Annotated in this window: 19 protein-coding genes; 12 read left to right on the forward strand and 7 right to left on the reverse strand. The window is 56.2% G+C overall.

The window, feature by feature from the left end; translation table 11 throughout:
* Positions 1-154: 154 nt before the first annotated feature.
* Together ACLPGZ_RS08845 and ACLPGZ_RS08850 are read left to right on the forward strand one after the other, a co-directional pair.
* The gene (locus tag ACLPGZ_RS08845; RefSeq protein ID WP_239055252.1) at positions 155-1,345 is read left to right on the forward strand and encodes an NAD(P)/FAD-dependent oxidoreductase; all 1,191 of its coding nucleotides are present in this window, start codon (positions 155-157) and stop codon (positions 1,343-1,345) included.
* A gap of 14 nt (positions 1,346-1,359) precedes the next feature.
* The gene (locus tag ACLPGZ_RS08850) at positions 1,360-1,818 is read left to right on the forward strand and encodes a DUF1641 domain-containing protein (RefSeq protein WP_035270768.1); all 459 of its coding nucleotides are present in this window, start codon (positions 1,360-1,362) and stop codon (positions 1,816-1,818) included.
* Positions 1,819-1,911: 93 nt separating this feature from the next.
* Here the strand turns inward: ACLPGZ_RS08850 and hisM are convergent, their stop codons facing one another.
* From hisM to ACLPGZ_RS08870, 4 genes are all read right to left on the reverse strand, one after another.
* The gene (gene hisM / locus ACLPGZ_RS08855; protein WP_022983563.1) at positions 1,912-2,613 is read right to left on the reverse strand and encodes a histidine ABC transporter permease HisM; all 702 of its coding nucleotides are present in this window, start codon (positions 2,611-2,613) and stop codon (positions 1,912-1,914) included.
* Complete coding sequence (locus ACLPGZ_RS08860) at positions 2,613-3,302, reverse strand: ABC transporter permease (protein WP_009457595.1); 690 nt, start codon at positions 3,300-3,302, stop codon at positions 2,613-2,615. The genes hisM and ACLPGZ_RS08860 overlap by 1 nt, the downstream gene beginning before the upstream one ends.
* Before the next feature lie 16 nt (positions 3,303-3,318).
* Complete coding sequence (locus ACLPGZ_RS08865) at positions 3,319-4,113, reverse strand: ABC transporter substrate-binding protein (protein ID WP_009457593.1); 795 nt, start codon at positions 4,111-4,113, stop codon at positions 3,319-3,321.
* A gap of 102 nt (positions 4,114-4,215) precedes the next feature.
* Complete coding sequence (locus ACLPGZ_RS08870; protein ID WP_009457591.1) at positions 4,216-4,884, reverse strand: LOG family protein; 669 nt, start codon at positions 4,882-4,884, stop codon at positions 4,216-4,218.
* Between ACLPGZ_RS08870 and polA the strand changes: the two genes are divergently transcribed.
* The gene (gene polA / locus ACLPGZ_RS08875; RefSeq protein WP_239055253.1) at positions 4,883-7,600 is read left to right on the forward strand and encodes a DNA polymerase I; all 2,718 of its coding nucleotides are present in this window, start codon (positions 4,883-4,885) and stop codon (positions 7,598-7,600) included. The genes ACLPGZ_RS08870 and polA overlap by 2 nt on opposite strands.
* 94 nt (positions 7,601-7,694) lie before the next feature.
* Here polA and ACLPGZ_RS08880 read toward each other — a convergent pair whose 3' ends face one another.
* Together ACLPGZ_RS08880 and ACLPGZ_RS08885 are read right to left on the reverse strand one after the other, a co-directional pair.
* A complete protein-coding gene (locus ACLPGZ_RS08880; RefSeq protein WP_429641135.1) occupies positions 7,695-9,359 on the reverse strand; it encodes a Na/Pi cotransporter family protein in 1,665 nt (554 codons plus the stop codon).
* A 60-nt stretch (positions 9,360-9,419) separates the two neighbouring features.
* Positions 9,420-9,869 (reverse strand): MarR family winged helix-turn-helix transcriptional regulator, encoded by a 450-nt coding sequence (locus ACLPGZ_RS08885; RefSeq protein WP_035270761.1) that lies wholly within the window; start codon positions 9,867-9,869, stop codon positions 9,420-9,422.
* Between the two features lie 177 nt (positions 9,870-10,046).
* Here ACLPGZ_RS08885 and aceE point away from each other — a divergent pair, with 177 nt between their 5' ends.
* The 4 genes from aceE (at position 10,047) to ACLPGZ_RS08905 (ending at position 15,022) form a co-directional block, all read left to right on the forward strand.
* Positions 10,047-12,722, forward strand: a complete 2,676-nt coding sequence (gene aceE / locus ACLPGZ_RS08890; RefSeq protein ID WP_427974791.1) for a pyruvate dehydrogenase (acetyl-transferring), homodimeric type — start codon at positions 10,047-10,049, stop codon at positions 12,720-12,722.
* A gap of 186 nt (positions 12,723-12,908) precedes the next feature.
* A complete protein-coding gene (locus ACLPGZ_RS08895) occupies positions 12,909-13,853 on the forward strand; it encodes an alpha/beta fold hydrolase domain-containing protein (RefSeq protein ID WP_239055255.1) in 945 nt (314 codons plus the stop codon).
* Between the two features lie 64 nt (positions 13,854-13,917).
* The gene (locus ACLPGZ_RS08900) at positions 13,918-14,376 is read left to right on the forward strand and encodes a GNAT family N-acetyltransferase (protein ID WP_009457575.1); all 459 of its coding nucleotides are present in this window, start codon (positions 13,918-13,920) and stop codon (positions 14,374-14,376) included.
* A gap of 25 nt (positions 14,377-14,401) precedes the next feature.
* Positions 14,402-15,022 (forward strand): GyrI-like domain-containing protein, encoded by a 621-nt coding sequence (locus ACLPGZ_RS08905; protein ID WP_035270757.1) that lies wholly within the window; start codon positions 14,402-14,404, stop codon positions 15,020-15,022.
* Positions 15,023-15,110: 88 nt separating this feature from the next.
* Here the strand turns inward: ACLPGZ_RS08905 and htpX are convergent, their stop codons facing one another.
* The gene (gene htpX, locus ACLPGZ_RS08910) at positions 15,111-15,992 is read right to left on the reverse strand and encodes a protease HtpX (RefSeq protein WP_009457574.1); all 882 of its coding nucleotides are present in this window, start codon (positions 15,990-15,992) and stop codon (positions 15,111-15,113) included.
* Between htpX and ACLPGZ_RS08915 the strand changes: the two genes are divergently transcribed.
* The 5 genes from ACLPGZ_RS08915 to ACLPGZ_RS08935 all read left to right on the forward strand — a co-directional run bounded on the left by ACLPGZ_RS08915 (position 15,991) and on the right by ACLPGZ_RS08935 (position 21,343).
* Positions 15,991-16,149, forward strand: coding sequence for a hypothetical protein (locus ACLPGZ_RS08915; protein ID WP_155624324.1), 159 nt, complete (start codon positions 15,991-15,993; stop codon positions 16,147-16,149). The two genes, htpX and ACLPGZ_RS08915, sit on opposite strands and share 2 nt — an antisense overlap.
* A gap of 1,126 nt (positions 16,150-17,275) precedes the next feature.
* A complete protein-coding gene (ltrA, locus tag ACLPGZ_RS08920; protein WP_429641136.1) occupies positions 17,276-18,967 on the forward strand; it encodes a group II intron reverse transcriptase/maturase in 1,692 nt (563 codons plus the stop codon).
* A gap of 177 nt (positions 18,968-19,144) precedes the next feature.
* Positions 19,145-20,053, forward strand: a complete 909-nt coding sequence (locus tag ACLPGZ_RS08925) for a DMT family transporter (protein WP_080655545.1) — start codon at positions 19,145-19,147, stop codon at positions 20,051-20,053.
* Positions 20,046-20,897 (forward strand): sulfurtransferase, encoded by an 852-nt coding sequence (locus ACLPGZ_RS08930; RefSeq protein WP_373568165.1) that lies wholly within the window; start codon positions 20,046-20,048, stop codon positions 20,895-20,897. Before ACLPGZ_RS08925 ends, ACLPGZ_RS08930 begins: the two co-directional genes overlap by 8 nt.
* Before the next feature lie 179 nt (positions 20,898-21,076).
* Entirely contained in the window at positions 21,077-21,343 is a 267-nt protein-coding gene (locus ACLPGZ_RS08935; RefSeq protein WP_003802451.1) for an exodeoxyribonuclease VII small subunit, read from the forward strand.

Raw genomic sequence — 21,343 nt, forward strand, 5'->3', positions numbered from 1 at the left:
TTTCTGCTTAATACCTGCCTGATACAAACTGGCTGGACACATTACCAAGCTCGCTTTGCAAAGTCTCAGTTGTAGCTGGGCATCTTCTTGTTTTTGAAAAGATTTTTTCATTGCAAGAGCCGGTGCGCAGTTTCCCCCATTAAGGAGAATACTGATGGTGCAGCATATTGTGATTGTAGGTGGTGGTATTGGCGGTACGATGACTGCCAATCATTTAGTGACCAAGCTATACCCGGAAATTCGCTCTGGTAAAGTCCGCATTACCATGCTGTCCAACTCTCCCTGGCATTATTACAAGCCCGCTTTTATGTACGTGGCGTTTGATGCTTTTTTTCGGGATGAGTTGCGACGTCCGCAAATTTCACTTTTGCGCCCCGAAATTGATTTTCAGCTAGAGGAAGTCAGTGGTTTTGACTTCAAGGCCAGCCGTCTGCACTGCGCCAGTGGTAAGAAGATCGACTATGACTACCTGGTTCTGTCTACCGGCTGCGTCCCCTCACCGGAAAAAATCGAAGGCCTGAAAGAGGGCGGTGATCATTTCTATCAGCATGCGCCCGCGCGCCAATTGGCGGACCGCCTGAGCAAGCTGGAAAAGGGCCGTGTGCTGGTAACGGTCACCTTCCCCAAAACTCATAACGTCCCTCACCAGTGCGGTATTGCACCGGTAGAAACAACCTTGATGCTGGACGAGTACCTGCGTCGTCGTGGTGTACGCGACAAGGTAGAGATTGCTTATACCTATCCCACGACCTCCCAGCTTTTGCGTAACTGCCTGTTCATGCAGAACGAGGTTTGTCAGGTCTTGCCTCCCATTTTTGAGGATCGTGACATCAAGCATCAACGCGGTTTCACCCTGAGCCGTGTGGACCCTGAACGCAAGATTGCCTATTCCGAAGAAGGCGCAGAAGAGCCGTTCGACCTCCTGATGGCGACTCCTCCCATTACGGCGGTGCCTGCTATACGTGACTCGGGGATTTCTCAAGCCGCCGACAACGAAGGCTGGGTCCCCACCGATCACCAAACCATGAAGGTGCTGGGGCTGGACAATGTATACGTGCTGGGTGACACGGTGGACCTGCCTATCAGTAAAGCGGGCGGCTCCTGCCATAACCAATCGCCCGTAGTGGTCAACAACCTGTCCTCAGAGTTGCGATTTGGGCGCACCAGCGACGAATACGATGGCCGGGTGGTGGCGGTAGCCCAAATGGGTCTGGAGGGCGGTATGCCGCTCTGGTACGACTACAAGGAGGATGTGCATCCCACGCCGCCCACCAAACTGGGTGGACTGTTGCGCAAGGGTTTTAACCGGGGTATTTACTGGGCCGTGGCCCGTGGCTTGGTCTAATTCAGGAGAGACAGATGAATTCGGTATCGGATAAATCCTTGAATCCCGGTGATGCGGGCGCTGCTCAGAAGTCTCCTTCTGCCCTGGAAAGCCTGCTTGGAGAGGATCCGGGCATCAAGGGCCTGGATGAACTGATCGGCAAGATCGAACCTTTGCTGGCCGGTGGTCGCCTTAATCGGGTGGTGGATGCGGTGTCCCTGCTGGCCGATCTGGTGGATATGACGGACGACTATATGCTCGAAAAGCTTATGAAGGGCTTTGAGGAGGGCATAGGGGCCGCCTGGTCGGTTGGAAATGCGGCACGTATGGCTTCGGATCAGGTGCGGGCCACGGAGACCACACCGACCCTGATGGGCCTGATACGACTGGCCAAGGAGCCGGAAGTGCGTCGCGGCCTGACTTTCTTTTTGATGATGGCCGGTGTGATGGGGCGCCAGATGCGTTATCAGAACCTGGATCACACGGGGGACTGACACGGCCGCTGTATCGCTAAAGAAAAAAAGGGCGGCTTGTGAAAGCGGCCCTTTTTTCTTGTTCGGCACCTCAGCACCTCAGCACCTCAGCACTCAGTGATTCAAGAATGCCATTTGGCGCTTTTCCACGATACGGAAAATGCCCACCAGAATGAAGGACACGCACAGGTAAATCAGTGCAGCAATCCCGTAGGAGGTGAAGGTTTGGTAGGTGGCCGCATTGGCATCGCGCGCGATCTTGAGCAGGTCAGGAACGGTAGCGGTAAAAGCCAGCGAGGTGGCATGCAGCATCAGCACCACTTCATTGCTGTAAGCAGGCAGCACACGACGCAGGGCTTGCGGCAGAATCACGCGGCGGTACAAGGTCCAGCCGGACATGCCATACGCACGGGCCGACTCCACTTCACCGGGAGGCATGGAGCGGATGGCTCCGGCAAAAATCTCGGTGGTGTAGCCAACAGTGTTCAAGGTCAGTGCCAGAATCATGCAATTGAAGCCGCTCATGAAGAAGGCTTCCAGTGCAGGTACGGATTTGACGATGGCCAGCTTGTACATGGCGGTGTAGATCAGCAGGATCTGCACGTACAAGGGGGTGCCACGGAAAAAGTAGGTGAAGGCACCGATAGGGCGCGATAGCCAGGCCTTGCCAGAGACACGGCCAATGGCCATGAAAATCGACAGGAAAAAGCCGATGGCAACCGAGATCACCAGCAGCCAAAGTGTCATGGCCAGACCTGAGAGCTGACCATTGCTTTGGTACAGATAGGCGCGCCAGAATTCGTTCAGAACATCCATTAGAACTGTGCTCCTTTCACGCCAATGTTGTAGCGTCGTTCCAGGTAGCCCAGTCCAATATTGCTGACGGCGGTCAGGCCCAGATAGATCAGGGCAGTGATGCCCACAAAGAGGAAGGAGTTGAAGGTCGCGTTACCGGCATTTTGCGCAATCTTGACCACATCGCTCAGGCCGATCAGGGACACCAGCGCGGTGGATTTGAGCAGGATTTGCCAGTTATTGCCCAGTCCGGGCAGGGCGTAGCGCATCATCTGAGGAATCTGGATGCGATGCAGAACTTGCCAGGCGCTCCAGCCACAGGCTTTGCCCGCTTCCATTTGGCCCTTGGGGATAGCCATCAGGGCGCCACGGAAGGTTTCGGCAAAGTAAGCACCATAAATAAAGCCCAGCGTGACCACACCGGCTCCGAAGGGATCGATCTCGATCATGTCCCATTCCAGCCAGTCAGTCAGTTCGTTCAGCCAGATTTGCAAGCTGAAAAAGAACAACATCAAAAGCACCAGATCCGGGACGCCCCGGATCAAGGTGGTATACAAACCGCCCACCCATCGCAGCAGCGAGGTGCGGGACAGTTTCATCAGGGCAGCGACCAGACCCAGCACCAGGGAAACCAGCAGCGAGAGCACTGCCAGTTTGATGGTTTCCCAGGTGCCGACCAGCAACTGCGGCCCATAACCGTAAAGCAACATGGTTCAGGTATCCAGGTCAGGGCGCGATGCGAATGTTTTCTTTTTGGAAGTATTTGTCGGCAAAGGTCTGCATGGTGCCATCGGCCTTCATTTCACGCAGAACTTCATCAACGGTTTTCTTGAGTTTCTTGTTGCCCTTGCGAATACCCATGGCGATAGGCTCGTTCAGGATGGGGCTGTCGTCCACGGTGCTGCCAGTCAGCTCAAAGTCGGCACCGGCAGGCTTGGTCAAAAAGCCTTCAACGGCGTTCTGGGCTTCCTGGAAGGTGGCGTCCACGCGGCCACCGGCCAGGTCATTGAAGGCGTCGGTGTAGCTGGGGTAAGCCACGATGGTGACACCGTTGTTGGCCCAGTTCTGGCGCGCATAGGTTTCCATGGTGGTGCCTTGCTGCACACCGACACGCTTGCCTTTCAGGGATTCGGCGGTGGGCTCCAGACCGCTGCCTTTGCGGGCGGCCAGGCGAACCGGCACGATATACATGGGCTCGCTAAAGTCGATCACCTTGGCGCGTGCCTCGGTGGCGGTCATGGTGGAGTTGGCCAGATCGAATTTGCGCGCTTGCAGGCCGGGGATCAAGCTGTCAAAGGACTGATCGATCCACACGCACTTGGCTTGCAGGCGCTTACAGATTTCGTTGCCGATGTCGATGTCAAAGCCTTGCAGCTCGCCACTGGGGTCCAGAAACTCGAAGGGGGGATAACCCGCTTCAGTGGCAAAACGGATTTCGGACGGCCCGGCTGCATGGGCAGCAGCGGGCACCAAGGCACTGCAAAAAGCCACCATCAGGAGGCGGGCAAGCATTTTGTTCATGTGGAGGACTCCGGCAAATATCGACTAGCTTGTGGCATTCAATACAAATTCGGCCCTGCTGATGGAGGGCCGAAGAAAGACTGCAAATTTAACCCGTACGCCTTACTGGGGCAATGCGGGTTCCGCCCTAGGCAGTACGCAGCACTGGTTGATGTAGCCCATGACCTCGTCCAGATCGTCGGTCAGGACCAGCAAATTCAGGTCTTTGGGACCAATCAGGCCCATCTCCATCAATTGGTCACCAATCCATTCGATCAGGCCGGACCAAAAGGAAGTGCCGATCAGTACAATGGGTGCGGGTGGGACTTTGCCTGTTTGAACCAGGGTCATGACTTCAAACAGCTCGTCCAGGGTACCGAAACCGCCAGGCAGGGCAATGTAGGCCCAGCTGTGCATGAAAAAGGTGGCCTTGCGCGAGTAGAAGTACTCGAACTGCAGACTTTGTGTCTGGTAAGGGTTGTTGGTGGTTTCGTGAGGCAAGCGTATATTCAGGCCAATACTTTGCCCGCCTGCTTCGTACGCGCCTTTATTGGCGGCTTCCATCAGGCCAGGGCCACCACCAGCAATCAGGGTGACGCCCGCTTCGGCCAGACGACGGCCCAGCTCCTGGGCCAGTTCGTAGTAAGGATGACCGGGTTTGATGCGTGCGCTGCCGAAAACACTAACGCCAGCACCCATTTCTTTTAATGTATCGACCGCAGTTTGCAGCTCCTTCATGATGGTAGGAATCTGCTCAGAGGCCGGTAAACGGACGATTTTATTGTTAGACATGAAAAAAACCTTGTTGCTCGTTGATGGTTCCAGCTATCTGTACCGAGCGTACCATGCGATGCCCGATCTGCGAAACGCGCAAGGCCAGCCCACAGGCGCCTTGTACGGGGTCATCAATATGCTGCGCCGTCTGCTACAGGATTATCAAGCGGACTATATGGTATGCGTATTTGATGCCAAAGGCCGCACATTCCGGGACGATCTGTACGATCAATACAAGGCTAACCGGCCCTCCATGCCCGAAGATATGGCGGTGCAAATAGAGCCTATTCATAAAGCGGTACGCGCCATGGGCTGGCATCTGATTTGTCAGCCTGGTGTAGAGGCCGACGATATCATCGGCACGCTTTCCCGTCTGGCGGCAGAAAATGGCATCGAGACCGTGGTGTCTACCGGGGACAAGGACCTGGCCCAACTGGTCAATGAGCATGTGCAGCTGGTCAATACCATGAGTAACGAGAAGCTGGATGTAGAAGGCGTTACCAGCAAGTATGGGGTACGCCCAGATCAGATTATCGATTATTTAATGCTGATTGGCGACACTTCGGACAATATTCCCGGCGTTCCCAAGGTGGGGCCCAAGACGGCCGCCAAGTGGTTGGGCGAATATGGCAGTCTGGATGAACTGTTGCAGCATGCCGACAAAATCAAGGGGGTGGCCGGCCAGAATCTGCGCGACTTCAGCTCCAACTTTGAAATGACGCGCAAACTGGTCACCGTCAAACTTGATTGCGAAGTGCCTGGGTTTACCGGGGATTTCGAGGCGCTGGAGCCAGAGCCCCGCGACAACGCCGTGTTGCAGGATATCTACGAGACCTTCGGTTTCCGTACCTGGTTGCGTGAATTGACGGATGATCCCAAGCGCGTTCCCGCTCAGGATGCCCGTGTCGAGGCTGAAACACCTGCTGCGCCTGCCGAGCTGGATTACCAGACCGTCACGACGAAAGAACAACTACAGACCCTGCTAGGCCTGCTGGAAAAGGCCGAGCTGGTGGCCTTGGATACTGAAACCACCTCCCTGGACCCCTTGATGGCGCGTCTGGTGGGTTTGTCGGTGTCGGTCAAGGCGGGGCAGGCTTTTTATGTGCCGGTGGCTCATCGTGGCTCGCTGGATGTAGAACAGCTGGATAAAGACTATGTGCTGGAAACGCTGCGCCCCTGGTTGGAAAGCGCAGAGGCGGCCAAGGTCCTGCATAACGCCAAATACGATACCCATGTCTTGCTGAATGAAAAAGTCAGCCTGCGCGGTATTCGCGAGGACACTATGTTGCAGGCTTATGTTCTGCAATCGCACAAGCGTGTCGGCATGGAAGAGCTGGCCTTGCAATGGCTGGGTCTGAAAGGCGCCTCTTACGAGGATATTTGCGGCAAGGGGGCCAAGCAGATCGGCTTTGACGAGGTGGATATTCCCGTGGCCTCGCAATACGCTTGTGAAGACGCGGATTACACCTTGCGTCTGCATCAGTGCCTGCGCCCTCAAGTGGCCAAGGAAGAGGGGCTGGAGCGTATCTATTTGCTGGAAGTGCAGGCGTCGGACGTGCTGACCATTGTGGAGCGCAATGGCGTCAAGATTGATGTGCCTACTCTGGCGCGCCAAAGCCACGAGCTGGGCCAGAAAATGTTGGAACTGGAAAACAAGGCTTACGAGCTGGCCGACCAACCTTTCAATATGAACTCCCCCAAGCAAGTGGGCGAGATTCTGTTCGGCAAGCTGGGTATTCCGGTGGTTCGTAAAACCGCCAGCGGTGCCCCCTCTACTGATGAGGATGTGCTGACCCGTTTGGCTCAGGATTACCCCTTGCCCCAGGTACTGCTGGAATATCGTGGCCTGGCCAAGCTCAAGTCCACCTATACGGACAAACTGCCCAAAATGGTGAACCCGGACAGTGGCCGTGTGCATACCCGTTATGCACAGGCTGCCGTCATTACCGGACGTCTGGCTTCCTCCGATCCCAACTTGCAGAACATTCCAGTGCGTACCGCAGAAGGCCGCCGTGTTCGCGCCGCTTTCGTGTCTGAACTGGGCAAAGTGGTGTCGGCTGACTATTCCCAGATCGAATTGCGTGTCATGGCCCATGTATCGGGCGACGAGAATCTGCAGCAGGTGTTTGAGCAGGGTGGGGACGTGCACACGGCAACCGCTGCCGAGATCTTCGGTGTGGATGCCAAGGACGTCAGCTCGGACCAGCGTCGTGCGGCCAAGGCGATCAACTTTGGTCTGATCTACGGCATGGGCGAATTTGGTCTGGCCAGCAATCTGGGCATTACTCGTGATGCAGCCCGTGCCTATATTGATCGCTACTTCGCCCGCTATCCTGGCGTGGCCAGCTACATGACGCGCATCAAGGCGCAGGCGCATGAGCAGGGTTATGTGGAAACCGTGTTCGGTCGCCGTCTGTGGCTACCTGAACTGAAGGGCGCGAAAGGGCCACGCATGGCCGGTGCAGAGCGTGCCGCCATTAACGCGCCGATGCAGGGCACGTCGGCCGACCTGATCAAGATGGCCATGGTGGCTGTGCAGCGCTGGCTGGAAGAAAAAAAGCTGCGCACGCAGATGGTGATGCAGGTACATGACGAGCTGGTATTCGATGTACCCGAAGACGAGCTGGATGTCCTGCGTGAAAACCTGCCGGGCCTGATGTGCAATGTAGCCAAGCTGGATGTGCCGCTGGTGGCTGAAGTCGGCGTGGGTGATAACTGGGAACAGGCTCACTAAGGCTTCCTGGCAAGCTAAAGGAAAAGGCGACCTGATGGTCGCCTTTTTTTTAAGTAGCAGAGCGGCTTGTTTTCACCGCCTGGCTGCAGTCTGTTTATTCCTCGTTGGAGCGCACTCGGTTGGGCAGCAACTCGTCGTGCTTGGCCAGAATTGGATAGGCGGCGGCGCTGACCAGATAGGAGTTGATGGTACGCACGTCGCGCAAAATCTCCAGGTACAAGGAGCCCTGCTCGGCGGAGTCCAGCTGACCGGCCTTGATCTTGCGAATATGACGGTCTCCCGCCGCCACTTCCAGTTCGCGGAAGAAGTCTTTTTCAAAGGCCAGGAAGCGGGCGGTTTTTACATCTTCGGCCACAAACAGGGCTGCTGCCTGACGCTGGTTGCGAATCAGCCTGTCCATGACTTTGCCGATTTCGGCTTGTTCTTCCGATTGCAGTATCCAGCCTTGTTTACGCAGCTTGGCCGTGTGGCTGAGCAAGCCATTGACGCTGATCGTGGCGGCGTGCGAGATATTGGTGGAGAACGTCAGAATATCGTTCAGACGACGGGTATCTTTCTTGCTGAGGTTTTCCTGGTCCATACTGGCCAGATAGGTGGTGATCAGCGGCTCCAGACGGTTGACGGCATTACTGATATAGCGCGCATGGTTAATGCTTTGGGCGCTATTGTTCAGCATGTTCTGACGGGCCGTATCCAGGATTTCCTGCAACATATCGGACAGACGCAACGCCTCACGCGCTGCATTGCCCAAGGCCACGGCAGGCACTTCCTGAGCGGACTGGTCCAGATACAAGGGCAGGCCGGGATCATCCGGGTCGGTGCGGCGGGGCAGATAACGGCTCAGCAGACGCGAATAGGGGTTGAGTAAAGGCAGGAACAAGGCTGCCACGGCCAGGTTGAAGAAGGTATGGAAGTTGGCCACAGCACGAGCTGGGTCATTGGTGAACCAGCTCATCAAATCCGGAATCCAGGGCAGCAAAATCATGCCGACCAGACAACCAAACACACGTGTGCCCAAGTTGCCGATGGGCAGACGTTTGTTGGCTGGGTCCTTGGAGCCGCCAGCCCCTTCCAGAATCGGGTTGATAGCGGTACCCACATTGGCACCCAGCACCAATGCGTAGGTCAGTTGCGGGTCCATATGCTGGTGACTGGCCAGCGAGATGATCAGCACCACAATGGCCACACTGGAGTGTGCGGCCCAGGTCAGCAGAGCGGCCAGCAGCATGCCCGTCATGGGACTGCCTGCCAGCGCTTCCAGAATGGTTTGCAGCAGGGGGGCGTCCTGAATGGGGGAGAACAAGCCCACCAGTTCATGCAGGGACAGCAGCAAGAGGCCCAGACCAATAAAGACGCGACCCAAGTCACGACGGCGTCCAGGCTCCTGCGAGCGGAACAGCCAGACGCCCAGAAGAATCAGGGCCGGGGCCAGCGCGGTCATTTTGAAGGACAGCAGCTGCACGATCAGCGTCGTACCCACATTGGCGCCCAGCATGGCGGCCAGGGCCGGAACCAGGGCGACCATGCCGGTGGCGGCAAAGCTGGTAATCATCAGCCCGGTGGCGGTACTGCTTTGGATGGCGGCCGTAATGGCCGCTCCGGCAACAAAAGCACGGCGGGGACGCCCCAGGGCATGACCCATCCAGATGCCTAGTTCGGCACCGAAGGCGCGTTGCACACCGCTTTGCACCATGTGGATACCCCACAGGAGCAAGGCGATATAACCCCCGAAATCGAGAAGTGCGAAGATTTCTTTCATTGCTAAATAATAGCCCAGCGCCTCTTACAAGCGTGAGCCTCAGGTATCAGTTAGACACATCTAGGTGTTGGAGGATTGCCGCGCTTGTCGGGCAGCCTGATCCAGCCCGTGTGCAAACTGCGTTTGTTCCTGATCGGAAAAGGCCGACAGAAACAGTTCCTGCACAGCGCTTTGGTAGATCTGCCACATCTGTTTGCGCAAGGCCCGGCCTTCATCCGTGATGCTGGCAAAGGCGGCCCGACCATCTTCCGAGGAGCGACTGCGCTGGACCAGCCCCTGGGCTTCCAGCCGGTCGATCAGTCGCGTCAGGTTATAGCGTTCTATGACCAGTCGATCGGCCAGTTCATGCATGCGTCGGGTTCCCTCCGGCCCGCTTTCCAGTCCCCACAACACGTCGTACCAGGCATAGGGTGGCAACTTTTCGGCAGCCAGTCTGCGTTCGATTTCTTTCAGGATGCTGCGGTGCGCGCGCACAAAGGAAAACCACAGATCAGTGTCGGAGCGACTCATCGTTCTTTCCCCCAGGAATTTATTTTTTAGTTGCAAATGCAATTATACGCGGATAAGATGCGCTCATAAAGTAGTTGCAATTGCAATCGTATGGGTGAGGGTCTGTCCTGCCCTGCGTCTTGTTCAGGCCGTGAGGACGTCGCGTGGCGGATCCGGCCTATCCACCTGGAGATTGTTATGAATCACGCTTTGCAGATCGCGGATGTGGACCCGCAAGAGACGACCGAGTGGCTGGATGCCCTGGAATCGGTCACGGCGGCAGTAGGACGCCCCCGTGCCCACTATCTGATTGATCAATTGCTGGATTTCGATGCGCGTCATCACGGTGACCTGTACACACGCGTGACCACCTCGTATGTGAATACCATTCCGGTGCATCAGCAAACCCCGTATCCCGGTGACAAGGAACTGGAGCGCAAGCTCAATGCCTATGTGCGCTGGAACGCCATGGTCATGGTGCTGCGTGCCGGTCGGCACTCCAATGTGGGCGGACACATTGCTACTTATCAGTCCGCGGCCGTTCTGTACGACGTGGGCTTTGACCATTTTTTCCGGGGCCGCACAGAAAGCTTTGATGGTGACCTGGTCTATATACAGGGTCACTCCGCCCCCGGTATTTATGGCCGTGCTTATGTGGAAGGGCGTCTGGATGATGAACAGATGGACAACTTCCGTCGTGAGGCGGGGCGTCGTGGCTTGTCGTCTTACCCGCATCCACGCCTGATGCCCGAGTTCTGGCAATTTCCCACGGTGTCCATGGGCCTGGGGCCTTTGATGGCTGCCTATCAGGCACGCTATATGCGCTATCTGGATTTCCGTGGTTTGAAGCCTATGGATGGTCGCAAGGTCTGGGCGTTCCTGGGGGATGGAGAAATGGATCAAGCCGAGTCCCTGTCCGCCATTGCCGTGGGTGGGCGTGAGAAGCTGGATAACCTGATCTTCGTGGTCAACTGCAATTTGCAACGTCTGGACGGCCCTGTGCGTGGCAATAGCAAAGTCATTCAGGAACTGGAAGCGAACTTCCGTGCGGCAGGCTGGAATGTCATCAAGGTAATTTGGGGCGCGGGCTGGGACGATTTGCTGGCCAAAGATAAAACCGGCTTGCTGCGCAAACGCATGATGGAATGCGTGGACGGGGATTATCAGACCTTCAAGTCCCAAAGTGGCGCTTATGTACGTGAGCATTTCTTTGGTAAGTATCCCGAGCTGCTGGAACTGGTAGCGGATTTGTCGGACGACGACATCTGGGCCCTGGCCCGTGGTGGTCACGATCCCGATAAGGTCTACGCCGCGTATGCCCAAGCCGCACGTAACAGCCATGGCGGGCCGACCGCAATTCTGGTGAAAACCGTGAAGGGTTTTGGTATGGGCGAGGCTGGTGAAGGCCAGAACATCAATCACCAGCTCAAGAAAATGAGCGCAGATGCAGTGCGTGCCTTCCGGGATCGTTTCCAGCTACCCGTTACGGATGAACAACTGGAAGAGCTGCCTTATCTGCGCCCCGAGCCAGGCAGCCCGGAAGCGGTTTACTTGCAGCAACGTCGTGCTGCTCTGGGCGGCTTTGTGCCATCGCGAAGAACCTCTGTTCCGGCCTTGACGGTGCCCACGCTGGACAGCTTTGCGGCCCAGTTGAAAGGCACAGGGGAGCGTGGTTTGTCCACGACCATGGCCTTTGTGCGTATTTTGAGCACCTTGTTGAAAGACCCGGTACTGGGCAAATTGATTGTGCCCATCGTGCCGGATGAGTCGCGCACCTTTGGTATGGAAGGTCTGTTCCGCCAGATTGGTATTCACTCGTACTTGGGGCAGTTGTACACGCCACAGGATGCTGGCCAGTTGAGCTATTACAAAGAAGCCAAGGACGGGCAGATCTTGCAGGAAGGCCTGAATGAGTCCGGGGCAATCTCCTCCTGGATTGCAGCAGGCACGGCCTACAGCAATCACGGTGTGCCCACGATTCCGCTCTTTATCTTCTACTCCATGTTCGGTTTTCAGCGAGTAGGGGACTTTATCTGGGCTGCGGCGGATGCACGGACACGAGGCTTTTTGTTTGGTGCAACGTCGGGTCGCACCACCTTGATGGGCGAAGGTTTGCAGCACGATGATGGTCATAGCCATGTGCTCTCCAGCGTGGTGCCTAGCTGCTGCTCTTATGACCCCACCTTCTCCTATGAGCTGGCCGTGATCATGCAGGATGGTATTCGTCGCATGTATCAGGATCAGGAGGACGTGTTCTATTACATTACCGTGCTCAATGAAAACTACCCGCATCCCGAGATGCCGGAAGGGGTGGAGCAGGGCATTATCAAAGGGCTGTATCTCTTGCAGGCGGGACCGCAGCAAAAAGCCAAGGCCCCGCGTGTGCAGTTGATGGGCAGTGGCTCTATCTTGATGGAGGTGCTGGCTGCCGCACAATTGCTGCAAGAGGACTTTGGTGTGGCCAGCGATGTGTGGAGTGCGCCCAGCCTGAACCAACTGCGTCGTGATGGCCTGGATACGGAGCGCTGGAACACCTTGCACCCGGAAAGCGAGCCGCGTATCCCTTATGTGCAGTCTTGCCTGGAAGGGCATGCAGGCCCGATTGTGGTTGCCACGGATTATATGAAGATTGTGGGCGAGCAGATCCGGCCCTTTGTGCCGGAGCGTCGTTTGCTGGTTTTGGGGACGGACGGCTTTGGGCGTTCCGACACACGGGCCTCGCTGCGCGAGTTCTTTGAAGTGGACCGGCACTTCATCGTGGTCTCGGCCTTGAAGGCCTTGGCCGACGAAGGTTCGGTGCCTCGCTCGTTGGTCAGCGATGCTTTGCAGCGCTATCAAATCAATCCAGAAAAGACCAATCCCATGAAGCCTTGAGTCTTGCCAGTCCGGTCGTCTTTTTGGGCAAATGGCGACCGGCGGCGGGACACCAGCCAGCAAAGGGTGTGATGGCTTGATGTCTCCCCCGGTCAGGTCAGCTCTTTGCTGGCTGGTCCCTTTTCATGGCGGCGAGTCCGCCATTTTTCTCCATCAAATCTTCATCATTCTGTGCCACAGTGCGGCATGGATTATTCAATTTCTCTGGCCCGTCTGGCGGGCCTTGCTATCTCTGGGGTCGTGGGCAGCCAGGCTTATGCTCAAGCGCAGCCACATGAATTGGCGCGTGCAGATGGCAGCACCATTCATTATTACGTCCAGCCTGCCATCGCCCCTCAAGAAGGTGTGCATGAGCTGCTTCTGATTGTGCAAGGCTCGGATTGCAATAGCGTGGCGCACAAGAAAGTTGTTTGGGAAACCCTGGCCAAGGCTCGTCCACAAGCCCAGGTGCTGGCGGTGGAAAAATATGCGCTGACGGCCGCGCTGCCTGATAGCGACGATCCCGAGCGTAGCGACTGCCCGACAGACTATATTCAGCGCGACCAGCCCCAACAGCGTGTGGCTGATCTGGATGCGGTTTTAAAACAGCTGCAAAGTCAGACCCGCTATGACAAGCTTTTTGCCTTGGGTGGCAGCGAGGGAGCGGTGATTGTTCATTTGCTGGCGGCCCAGACTTCGCATCTGGATGCGGCCATCAGTTTTAATGGCGGCGGGCGCTGGTTCCAGGATGATGTGCTCTATAGCGCCTCAATCCAAGAGATGCCGGCTGCCGACAAGCAAAACATGCTTGATGGCTTGGGCGAATTTTTGAGGCAGGCCAGGGCCGGCCTGGATACTCGGATGAGCGGACATGGACGCGATTGGTGGCAGCAGATGCTGAATCTGGATCAGGCCGAGGTGCTGCGACGGATTGCTATCCCCACTCTGGTGATTCAGTCCGGGCGCGATACCTCGGTCTCGCCGCAAGCCGCTGCCCAGATGGTGGCACAGGTGGATAACCCGCATGTGGTGTGGCGCAGCTATCCCGATCTGGATCACGTCATGACGCAGGCCGATGGCAGCTCGGCCATGCCCCAGGTCGTGGGCGACATTGCCCAGTGGTTGAGCCAACTTAACACTGACACCCCTTAAGTCTTTTGTATGGTCGATGACGTGATGATTTGCCGTCATTGCCCTTTTTATATTGGAGTAGTGAATGAGCAAGATAGTCTTGCGCGCTGCAGTGCCTGATGACGCCCGCGAATGCCTGCGTATCCGGGGACTGACTCGTGAAAATGCTTTTTCTGAAGAGGATCTGGCCGCCTTGGGAGTTACCGCAGAAAGCTGGGCCGCAGGTATTGAGGATGGTAGTTGCCCCGGCTATGTGGCCCTGGTCGATGAGCAGATGGCTGGCTATTGCTTCGGTGATAGCGAGAGCGGCGAGATCATGGTGTTGGCGCTATTGCCCGACTATGAAAGCCTGGGTCTGGGCCGCCGTTTGCTGACACAGATGATGCAGGACTTGCAGGGGCGTGGTTTTACGCGCCTGTTCCTGGCTTGTAATAGTGATCCTCAGGTGCGCTCCTATGGTTTCTATCGTCATTTAGGCTGGACCGAAAGCGGCCAGCGTGATGAGTTCGGTGACGATATTTTGGAATATCACTTTGCTGATTAGGTTTGGAGTTAGGTGAGACCTTTTTATGGCTTACGAAAACATGATCGATTTAAGCCAGGATATCCCAGCCCTGAAGATGTTGTATGCGCCTTTGCAGCACCATTTTCGGGTGCTGGATGTGCCCACTTTGCCGTTTGCCATTCTGGATGGCAAAGGTGCTCCCGAGCCTGTTGCGGTGGGGGCGGCTATCAAGACCTTGCAGCTTGCTATTGAGCCTATCCGTCGAGAGGCACGCCAACGCATGGGGCGTGACTTTATGGAAGCGCCGGTCGAAGTTCTGTACTGGGCTGCGGATCCGAAAGATGTGGAAGCAGGGCGGCGGGAAAACTGGCAGTGGCGTGTACAAGTGACCTTGCCTGTATGGACCGATAAGGCGGGTCTGGAAGGCGCGGTGGCCCAGATGCGTGCTCAGTTGGGGAACGCTCCAGCTCCCAGGTGGGAAGCCGTGACGGAGGGCAAGTGCGTGCAGGTGATGCATGTGGGCTCCCCAGCCGATCTGTCAGCTTTGTTGTCGCAGCTCTATACGAAGTTCCTGCCGCAGGAAGGGTTGGAGCCTTTGGGCGTGTATCACGAGATCTATCTGAGTGATTGGAGCAAAGCGTCGTCGAGTCGGCACAAGATGATTGTCCGGCAGCCCATACGCTAACTTTGCGCCAAGGCATAAAAAATGCCCCAAAAGCCTGTGTGCTTTTGGGGCATTTTATTTGGCTGTGCCGTTCAGGCCGCCTGGGATCTTAGACGGATTGAGCGCTTTGCAAAGCCTGAATACGTGCAGCGATAGGAGGGTGGGAGGCGAAGATCGCACTGATCGAACGACCACCCGAAATACCGGAGGCTTCAAAGTTCTTGGGCAGTTCGCCAGGAGCCATGCCGCCCAGACGGGCCAGCGCGTGAATCATGGGCTGACGCGAACCCAGCAACTGAGCGGAACCGGCATCGGCACGGTATTCACGCTGACGCGAGAACCAGGCCACGATGATGGAGGCCAGCACGCCAAAAATCAGCTCAAACACAAAGACCGAGGCGTAGTAACCCATGCCCACGTCGCGATCATTGCGCAGTAGCACGCGGTCAACAAAGTAGCCGGCCAGACGGGCCAGAAAGATCACAAAGGTGTTCACCACGCCTTGGATCAGGGTCAGGGTGACCATGTCGCCATTGGCAATGTGGGCAACTTCGTGGCCGAGCACCGCCATGACTTCTTCTTCGGTCATGCCGCGCAGCAAGCCGGTGGACACGGCGACCAGAGCATCATTCTTGAAAGCGCCGGTGGCAAAGGCATTGGGCTCGCCTTCGTAAATGGCCACTTCGGGGCGGCCAATACCGGCACGGTCGGCCAGTTGGTGCACGGTATCGACCAGCCAGGCCTCTTCGGCATTGGCGGGGGCATTCGGGTCAATGACACGGGCGTTCACGCTTTGCTTGGCCATCCATTTGCTCATCAGCAAGGAGATAATGGCGCCGGTAAAACCGACCAAAGCCGAGAAGATCAGCAATTGAGTCAGGTCCAGACCTTGCGCGTTCAGGTAACGTCCCACACCCAAAATATTCATGGAGGCGCTGAGCACCAGCATGACGGCCAGGTTGGTGATTAAGAAAAGGACAATTCGTTTCATGAATGCGGATTCCGGTGTAACAGAAAAAATCGTGATCGTGAGAACACGATCTGCGCGAATTTTAGCCTTGATTCCAGGCGTGAAAATAAAATATTCAGCTTTTAGTCAGCTTCCGGGCAAGATAGTTTCTTGCGCCGAGGTTCTTGCTGTTGCGTAAGTGGTCTGGATATGGGGTTACCGGTCCACTTTTACAAGGTGGGGAGTATAGTAATGGCTTTCGTGCGACACGTAGATGTCGCTTCTGCGTCGGTTCAACCCTTGAGAACCGAACGACCTACTCCCCCAAGGAGCAGGTTCAGGGTATTACTTCACTGCTATCAGTCAACGCACTACGGTGCCTGACACAAGTCAATGACCCAGCCTTGGCTGGCGTCTCAAACGACAGAGACACTTCTACGGAAGAGACTCTGCCTTACGGCAACGTTTATCAAACGCTCGTCCGTATTCTTACGCCCCTAGACTGCCCAACAGGGCAACTAGACACTCCAAACCCGAGCAATCCATGCGGCATCCTCGCGATACCAAATGGAACTCTTTGTGTGCGTAAAACTAGTTGACTTGGATAACGTGAAACCGCAGAGCGCAAGCTCTGATCTGCCTTGTTATGCCTTCTGAAAGGAAGTGCCATAACCGTGTGTACGACCACACGTAGCCTACGGTGACGTGCTCGACCAGTAATGGGCGGGTGCGAAGCTCACCAGACAACGTACCCCCGCGTAAGCGGCACTTCTGACCTGTGAGGGTTAGGGTGGATACTGCCAGCAGAAAGGCGGTTAAGGGGCTAGGCTAGTTCCGTATGGGCAATGTAATGTGAATCATCGTTGGAACCTGGGTAATTACTGAATGGCTGAATCTGCTGTTAGGCCATAACCAAAAAGGTGTGCTGTTGGCTGTGTGAGTGGAAGCTTCACACACGTCGTCACTAAAACAGTCCCAGGAGAGATGAGTCCTAAACGGAGAGTCTGAGTACGATGCAAATCGTAATCAGTCGGTAGATCAGGGAACGTGGTAAGCCCCACTATCCGCCAAGGTGTGTAAGCACCTCTGGCAGGCAAACCGCAAGGCAAGCTGTTGGATGAGGGGGTATGGGAGAGTGGAAAAAGCGAATGGCCGCCTGTAATGGGTGGCATAGGGCTCTGCTCCGGTGCGAAAGCACGCCCACTTCCACTAGGTGCAACCGTCGCAAGACGACTGCAAACGTTCAAACCACCCCGAGGGGATGTACACCATCCCTTCGGGGACGTTGTGCGTCCTTTCAACGGGATAACCGGAAAGAGGAAAGCATGAGAAAGACCACTCCCCGTGGTTCTGCGTCCTCACACGAGCCGCAAGACTGGCACACCATTGACTGGCGTCGAGTCGAGCAATTCGTGCGAACAACGCAGCAACGTATCGCGAAGGCGACGCGGGATAATGATTGGCGCAGGGTCAAGGCCCTGCAACGGTCTTTAACCCACTCGTTTTCCGCCAGAGCCTTGGCGGTAAGACGGGTTACTGAAAACCAAGGCAAGCGAACGGCCGGTGTCGATCGCCAGCTTTGGGAAACTCCTGCCCTGAAACGGGCGGCGATAGGTAGGTTAAGGCAGCAAAGAGGTTACAAGCCTCTTCCCTTGCGGCGGGTTTACATCCCCAAAGCGAACGGTAAAGAACGCCCCTTGGGCATTCCCACGCTGTTCGACCGGGCGATGCAGGCTTTGCATTTGCTGGGGCTTGAACCCGTAGCAGAAACCACGAGCGACCCGAACAGCTACGGCTTTCGGAAACAACGCTCAACGGCGGACGCAATGGGACAGATATTTGTCTGCACATCCAGAAAAGTTGCGGCTCAATGGGTGTTGGAGGCGGATATACAAGGCTGTTTTGACCACATTAACCACCAATGGCTGGTTGACCACGTTCCCATGAACAAGGTTGTCCTGCGTAAGTGGTTGAAAGCCGGGGTAGTCCACAAGGGCCGCCTCTCGCCAACCGAAAAAGGGACGCCGCAAGGCGGAATCATCTCGCCCACGCTGGCGAATGTGTGTTTGAACGGGCTCGAATCAGACCTGAAAGCGTATCTTGGTACGCGATACGGAAAGACGAAAGCCGTGAAGCTGAAAGTCAATGTGGTCCGGTACGCCGACGATTTTGTGATCACCGGCAATTCGCAAGAATTGTTGGAGGCTGAAATCAGGCCGTGGATAGAAGCCTTCCTTGCACAACGAGGACTGCGACTATCGCCGGAAAAGACGAAAGTCGTACATATAGACAAAGGCTTTGACTTTCTGGGATGGAACTTTCGCAAGTACAAAGGAAAGTTGCTCATCAAGCCTAGCAAGAAGAACGTGCAAACGTTCTATCGCAAGGTCAGAGAGATCGTAAAAACGCACTTAACGGTGAAACAGGAGGATCTCATTGCCAAGCTCAACTCTGTTTTACGGGGCTGGGCGCAGTACCACCAACCGGTGGTGGCGAAAGAAACCTTTAGTCGGATGGATAATCTGATCTACTGGCGCCTCGTGCGGTGGTCGAGACGACGGCATCCGAATAAGTCCCGACCGTGGTGCCATCGCCGTTACTGGCAATGCATCGCAGGTCGGAACGAGTTTGCTGCAACAATATGGACGGAAGAAGGTTCCTTCCCGATCACCCTGTTGAAGCTCGCTGATACAGAGATCGTGAGGCACGAGAAAATCAAGGGGGATTACAACCCGTTTGATTCGTCGTGGGAGGTCTATGGTGAACAGTTAAGGACGAAGCGGCTGCTTAAACGCATCGCTTATCGAACCGAGGCTGCAAAATTATATGTATCCCAAGCAGGGCGCTGCGCCTTGTGCGGGGAACCTCTGGACTACGAGAGCGGATGGCATGACCACCACCTGGTTTATCGGATGGATGGTGGGTCAGATGCCCTCTCGAACCGAGTGCTTTTGCATCCGGTCTGTCACATACGGGTGCATACCCTTGGTTTGCAGGTAGCGAAACCGGCCCGATAAGGGCTTCGAGTCCAGACGGCAAAGGTGATCAGAGATATAATCTGAAACTCCTTTTCTACTGGACGTGTTGTGCTTGAGCCGGATGCGGTGAAAGTCGCAAGTCCGGTTCTTAGGGGGGGATGGTTCAGTAATGAACCGTTCCTACCCTACCCTTATTACTGAATCTGGTTTGATCACATGCAGTCATTATGGATGCTGGTAGCCTGCGCCATGTTTGCCATTATGGGGGCCTGTGTCAAAGTGTCCGCCGATGCCGGGGCGTCGATGGCGCAAATTGTTTTGTTCCGGGGTGTGCCCTCGGTTCTTCTTCTGGTGTTCTGGGCTAAAAGCCGTGGTTTGAGGCTGGCTCCTCAAAGCTGGAAACTGCATGTCCGGCGTAATGTCTCCGGGGTCAGTTCCATGTGGCTGGGCTTTCTGGCTCTGGCTAATCTGCCCTTGTCCACCGCGGTCAGCCTGAACTACACCGCTCCCTTGTTTATTGCTTTCTGGATGCTTGCCTGGGGTGGCACCCAGCGTGACCCTGTGCGTCTGATTGCCGTGTTGCTGGGCTTTATGGGCGTGATCGGTGTCCTGCGCCCCAGCATTACGCCAGACCAATGGTGGGCCGCCATGCTGGGCCTGTGTGCTGGCGCCTTGAGCGCGGTGGCCATGATGCAGGTACGTGCCCTGGGGCGCTCTGGCGAGCCGGAATGGCGCACCGTGCTGCTGTTCTCCTGTTTTGTCGTCTGTTCCAGCCTGGTTGGACTTTTGTGGGAAGGCTGGCGCGAGCTGAGCTGGCGCGCGTGGCTGGCCTTGCTGGGCGTGGGCCTGTCCGGCTTGTTCGGGCAATTGACCATGACGCGTGCTTTTGGCTTGGGCTCGGCCTTGTTGACCGCAGCCCTGCAATACACCACCATTATTTTCGCCGCCCTGATTGGCATTGCTTTCTGGGGGGATGTGCCTGACTGGTTAGCCTGGGCAGGTATGGCATTGATTATTGGGTCTGGTCTGTTGTCGGCCTGGCGTACCTACAGCGAGGATCGTATCTTGCGAGGTCAGGCCGCGACAGCGGAGCAGGCTCCCGTCAAGGAGGCAGAACGTGTTTGAATTTCTGATTAGCGCAGAGCAGGTCCAGGCCAATCTGAATAATTCGGAGTGGCTGATTCTGGATGTACGCCATGATTTGGCCGACCATCAGGCAGGACGACGCGCTTACGAACAGGGGCATATTCCGGGTGCCGTGTTTCTGGATCACGAGCTGGATCTGGCGGCACCCAAGACGGGTCTGAATGGCCGTCATCCTTTGCCCAGCCGTCAGGAGCTGGCGCAGCTTTTGCAGAAAAACGGCTTGCGTGATGGTATGCAGGTCGTGGTCTACGACGCCCAAGGTTCTTTATTCGCCAGCCATATGTGGTGGATGCTGCGCTGGTTGGGGCATCCTCAAGTCGCCATTCTGGATGGGGGCTGGCAGGCCTGGCAGCAGTTGGGCGGAGCCGAAGAAAGCGGCCCGGCCAAGCCTGTACCAGCAACTGCTAAATTGAGTGTGCCTGAGCAGGCTGCCATGCCTACTGTGCAGACCGAGCAGGTACTGAAAAACCTGTCCAAACCTATCTTTACCGTATTGGACGCACGTGCTGCCGAGCGATATCGCGGTGACGTGGAACCGATGGACCCGGTCGCAGGTCATATCCCCGATGCGCTTAATCGGTCGCACCTGAATAATCTGGGTGAACAGGGGCGTTTCAAACCGGCCGATCAGCTGCGCCAGGAGTTTCAGGACTTGCTGGGAGCGATTTCGGCAGAGATGGTTGTGCACCAGTGTGGTTCCGGTATTACAGCTTGTCACAATCTTTTTGCCATGGAGTTGGCCGGTTTGTCTGGCTCCAGCATTTATCCCGGCTCCTGGAGTGAATGGGTGAGTGACGCCAGCCGACCTGTTGCGCGCAGCTAGTTCAATGCCCTGAGTTTCTGGTGCTGAGAAAGCCGCTCCGGAGCGGCTTTTTTGCTGTGGAGCGGTCCCAAAGTAGAAAGTACTCCTTGGGAAGGGCAGCAAGCCGCCGCCTCCCGTACAATGCCACTTCCAATTGGGTCTCAGCCAGTCCTGACGGCCCTCATTGATCAGGAATAGTTATGGTTAAATCTCGCGATGATAATCAAAGCGCCCAGGCGCCAGCCCAGCAGGATTTCGAGTCCGCTCTGGCACAACTGGAAGCGCTGGTCGCTCGCATGGAAAGCGGGGCATTGCCGCTGGAGCAGGCTTTGCAGGCTTACGAGCAGGGCGTGGAGTTAGCCCAATTGTGTCAGCGCAAGCTGGACCTTGCACAAGAACAAGTCAGCGTATTGCAAGGCAATCTGCTGCGCCCCTTGTCCGGGGATGAAGCTGTTGGAGATAGTTAA

Source organism: Alcaligenes sp. Me129 (assembly GCF_050487245.1).
In the GTDB taxonomy this organism is placed as follows: domain Bacteria; phylum Pseudomonadota; class Gammaproteobacteria; order Burkholderiales; family Burkholderiaceae_B; genus Alcaligenes; species Alcaligenes phenolicus.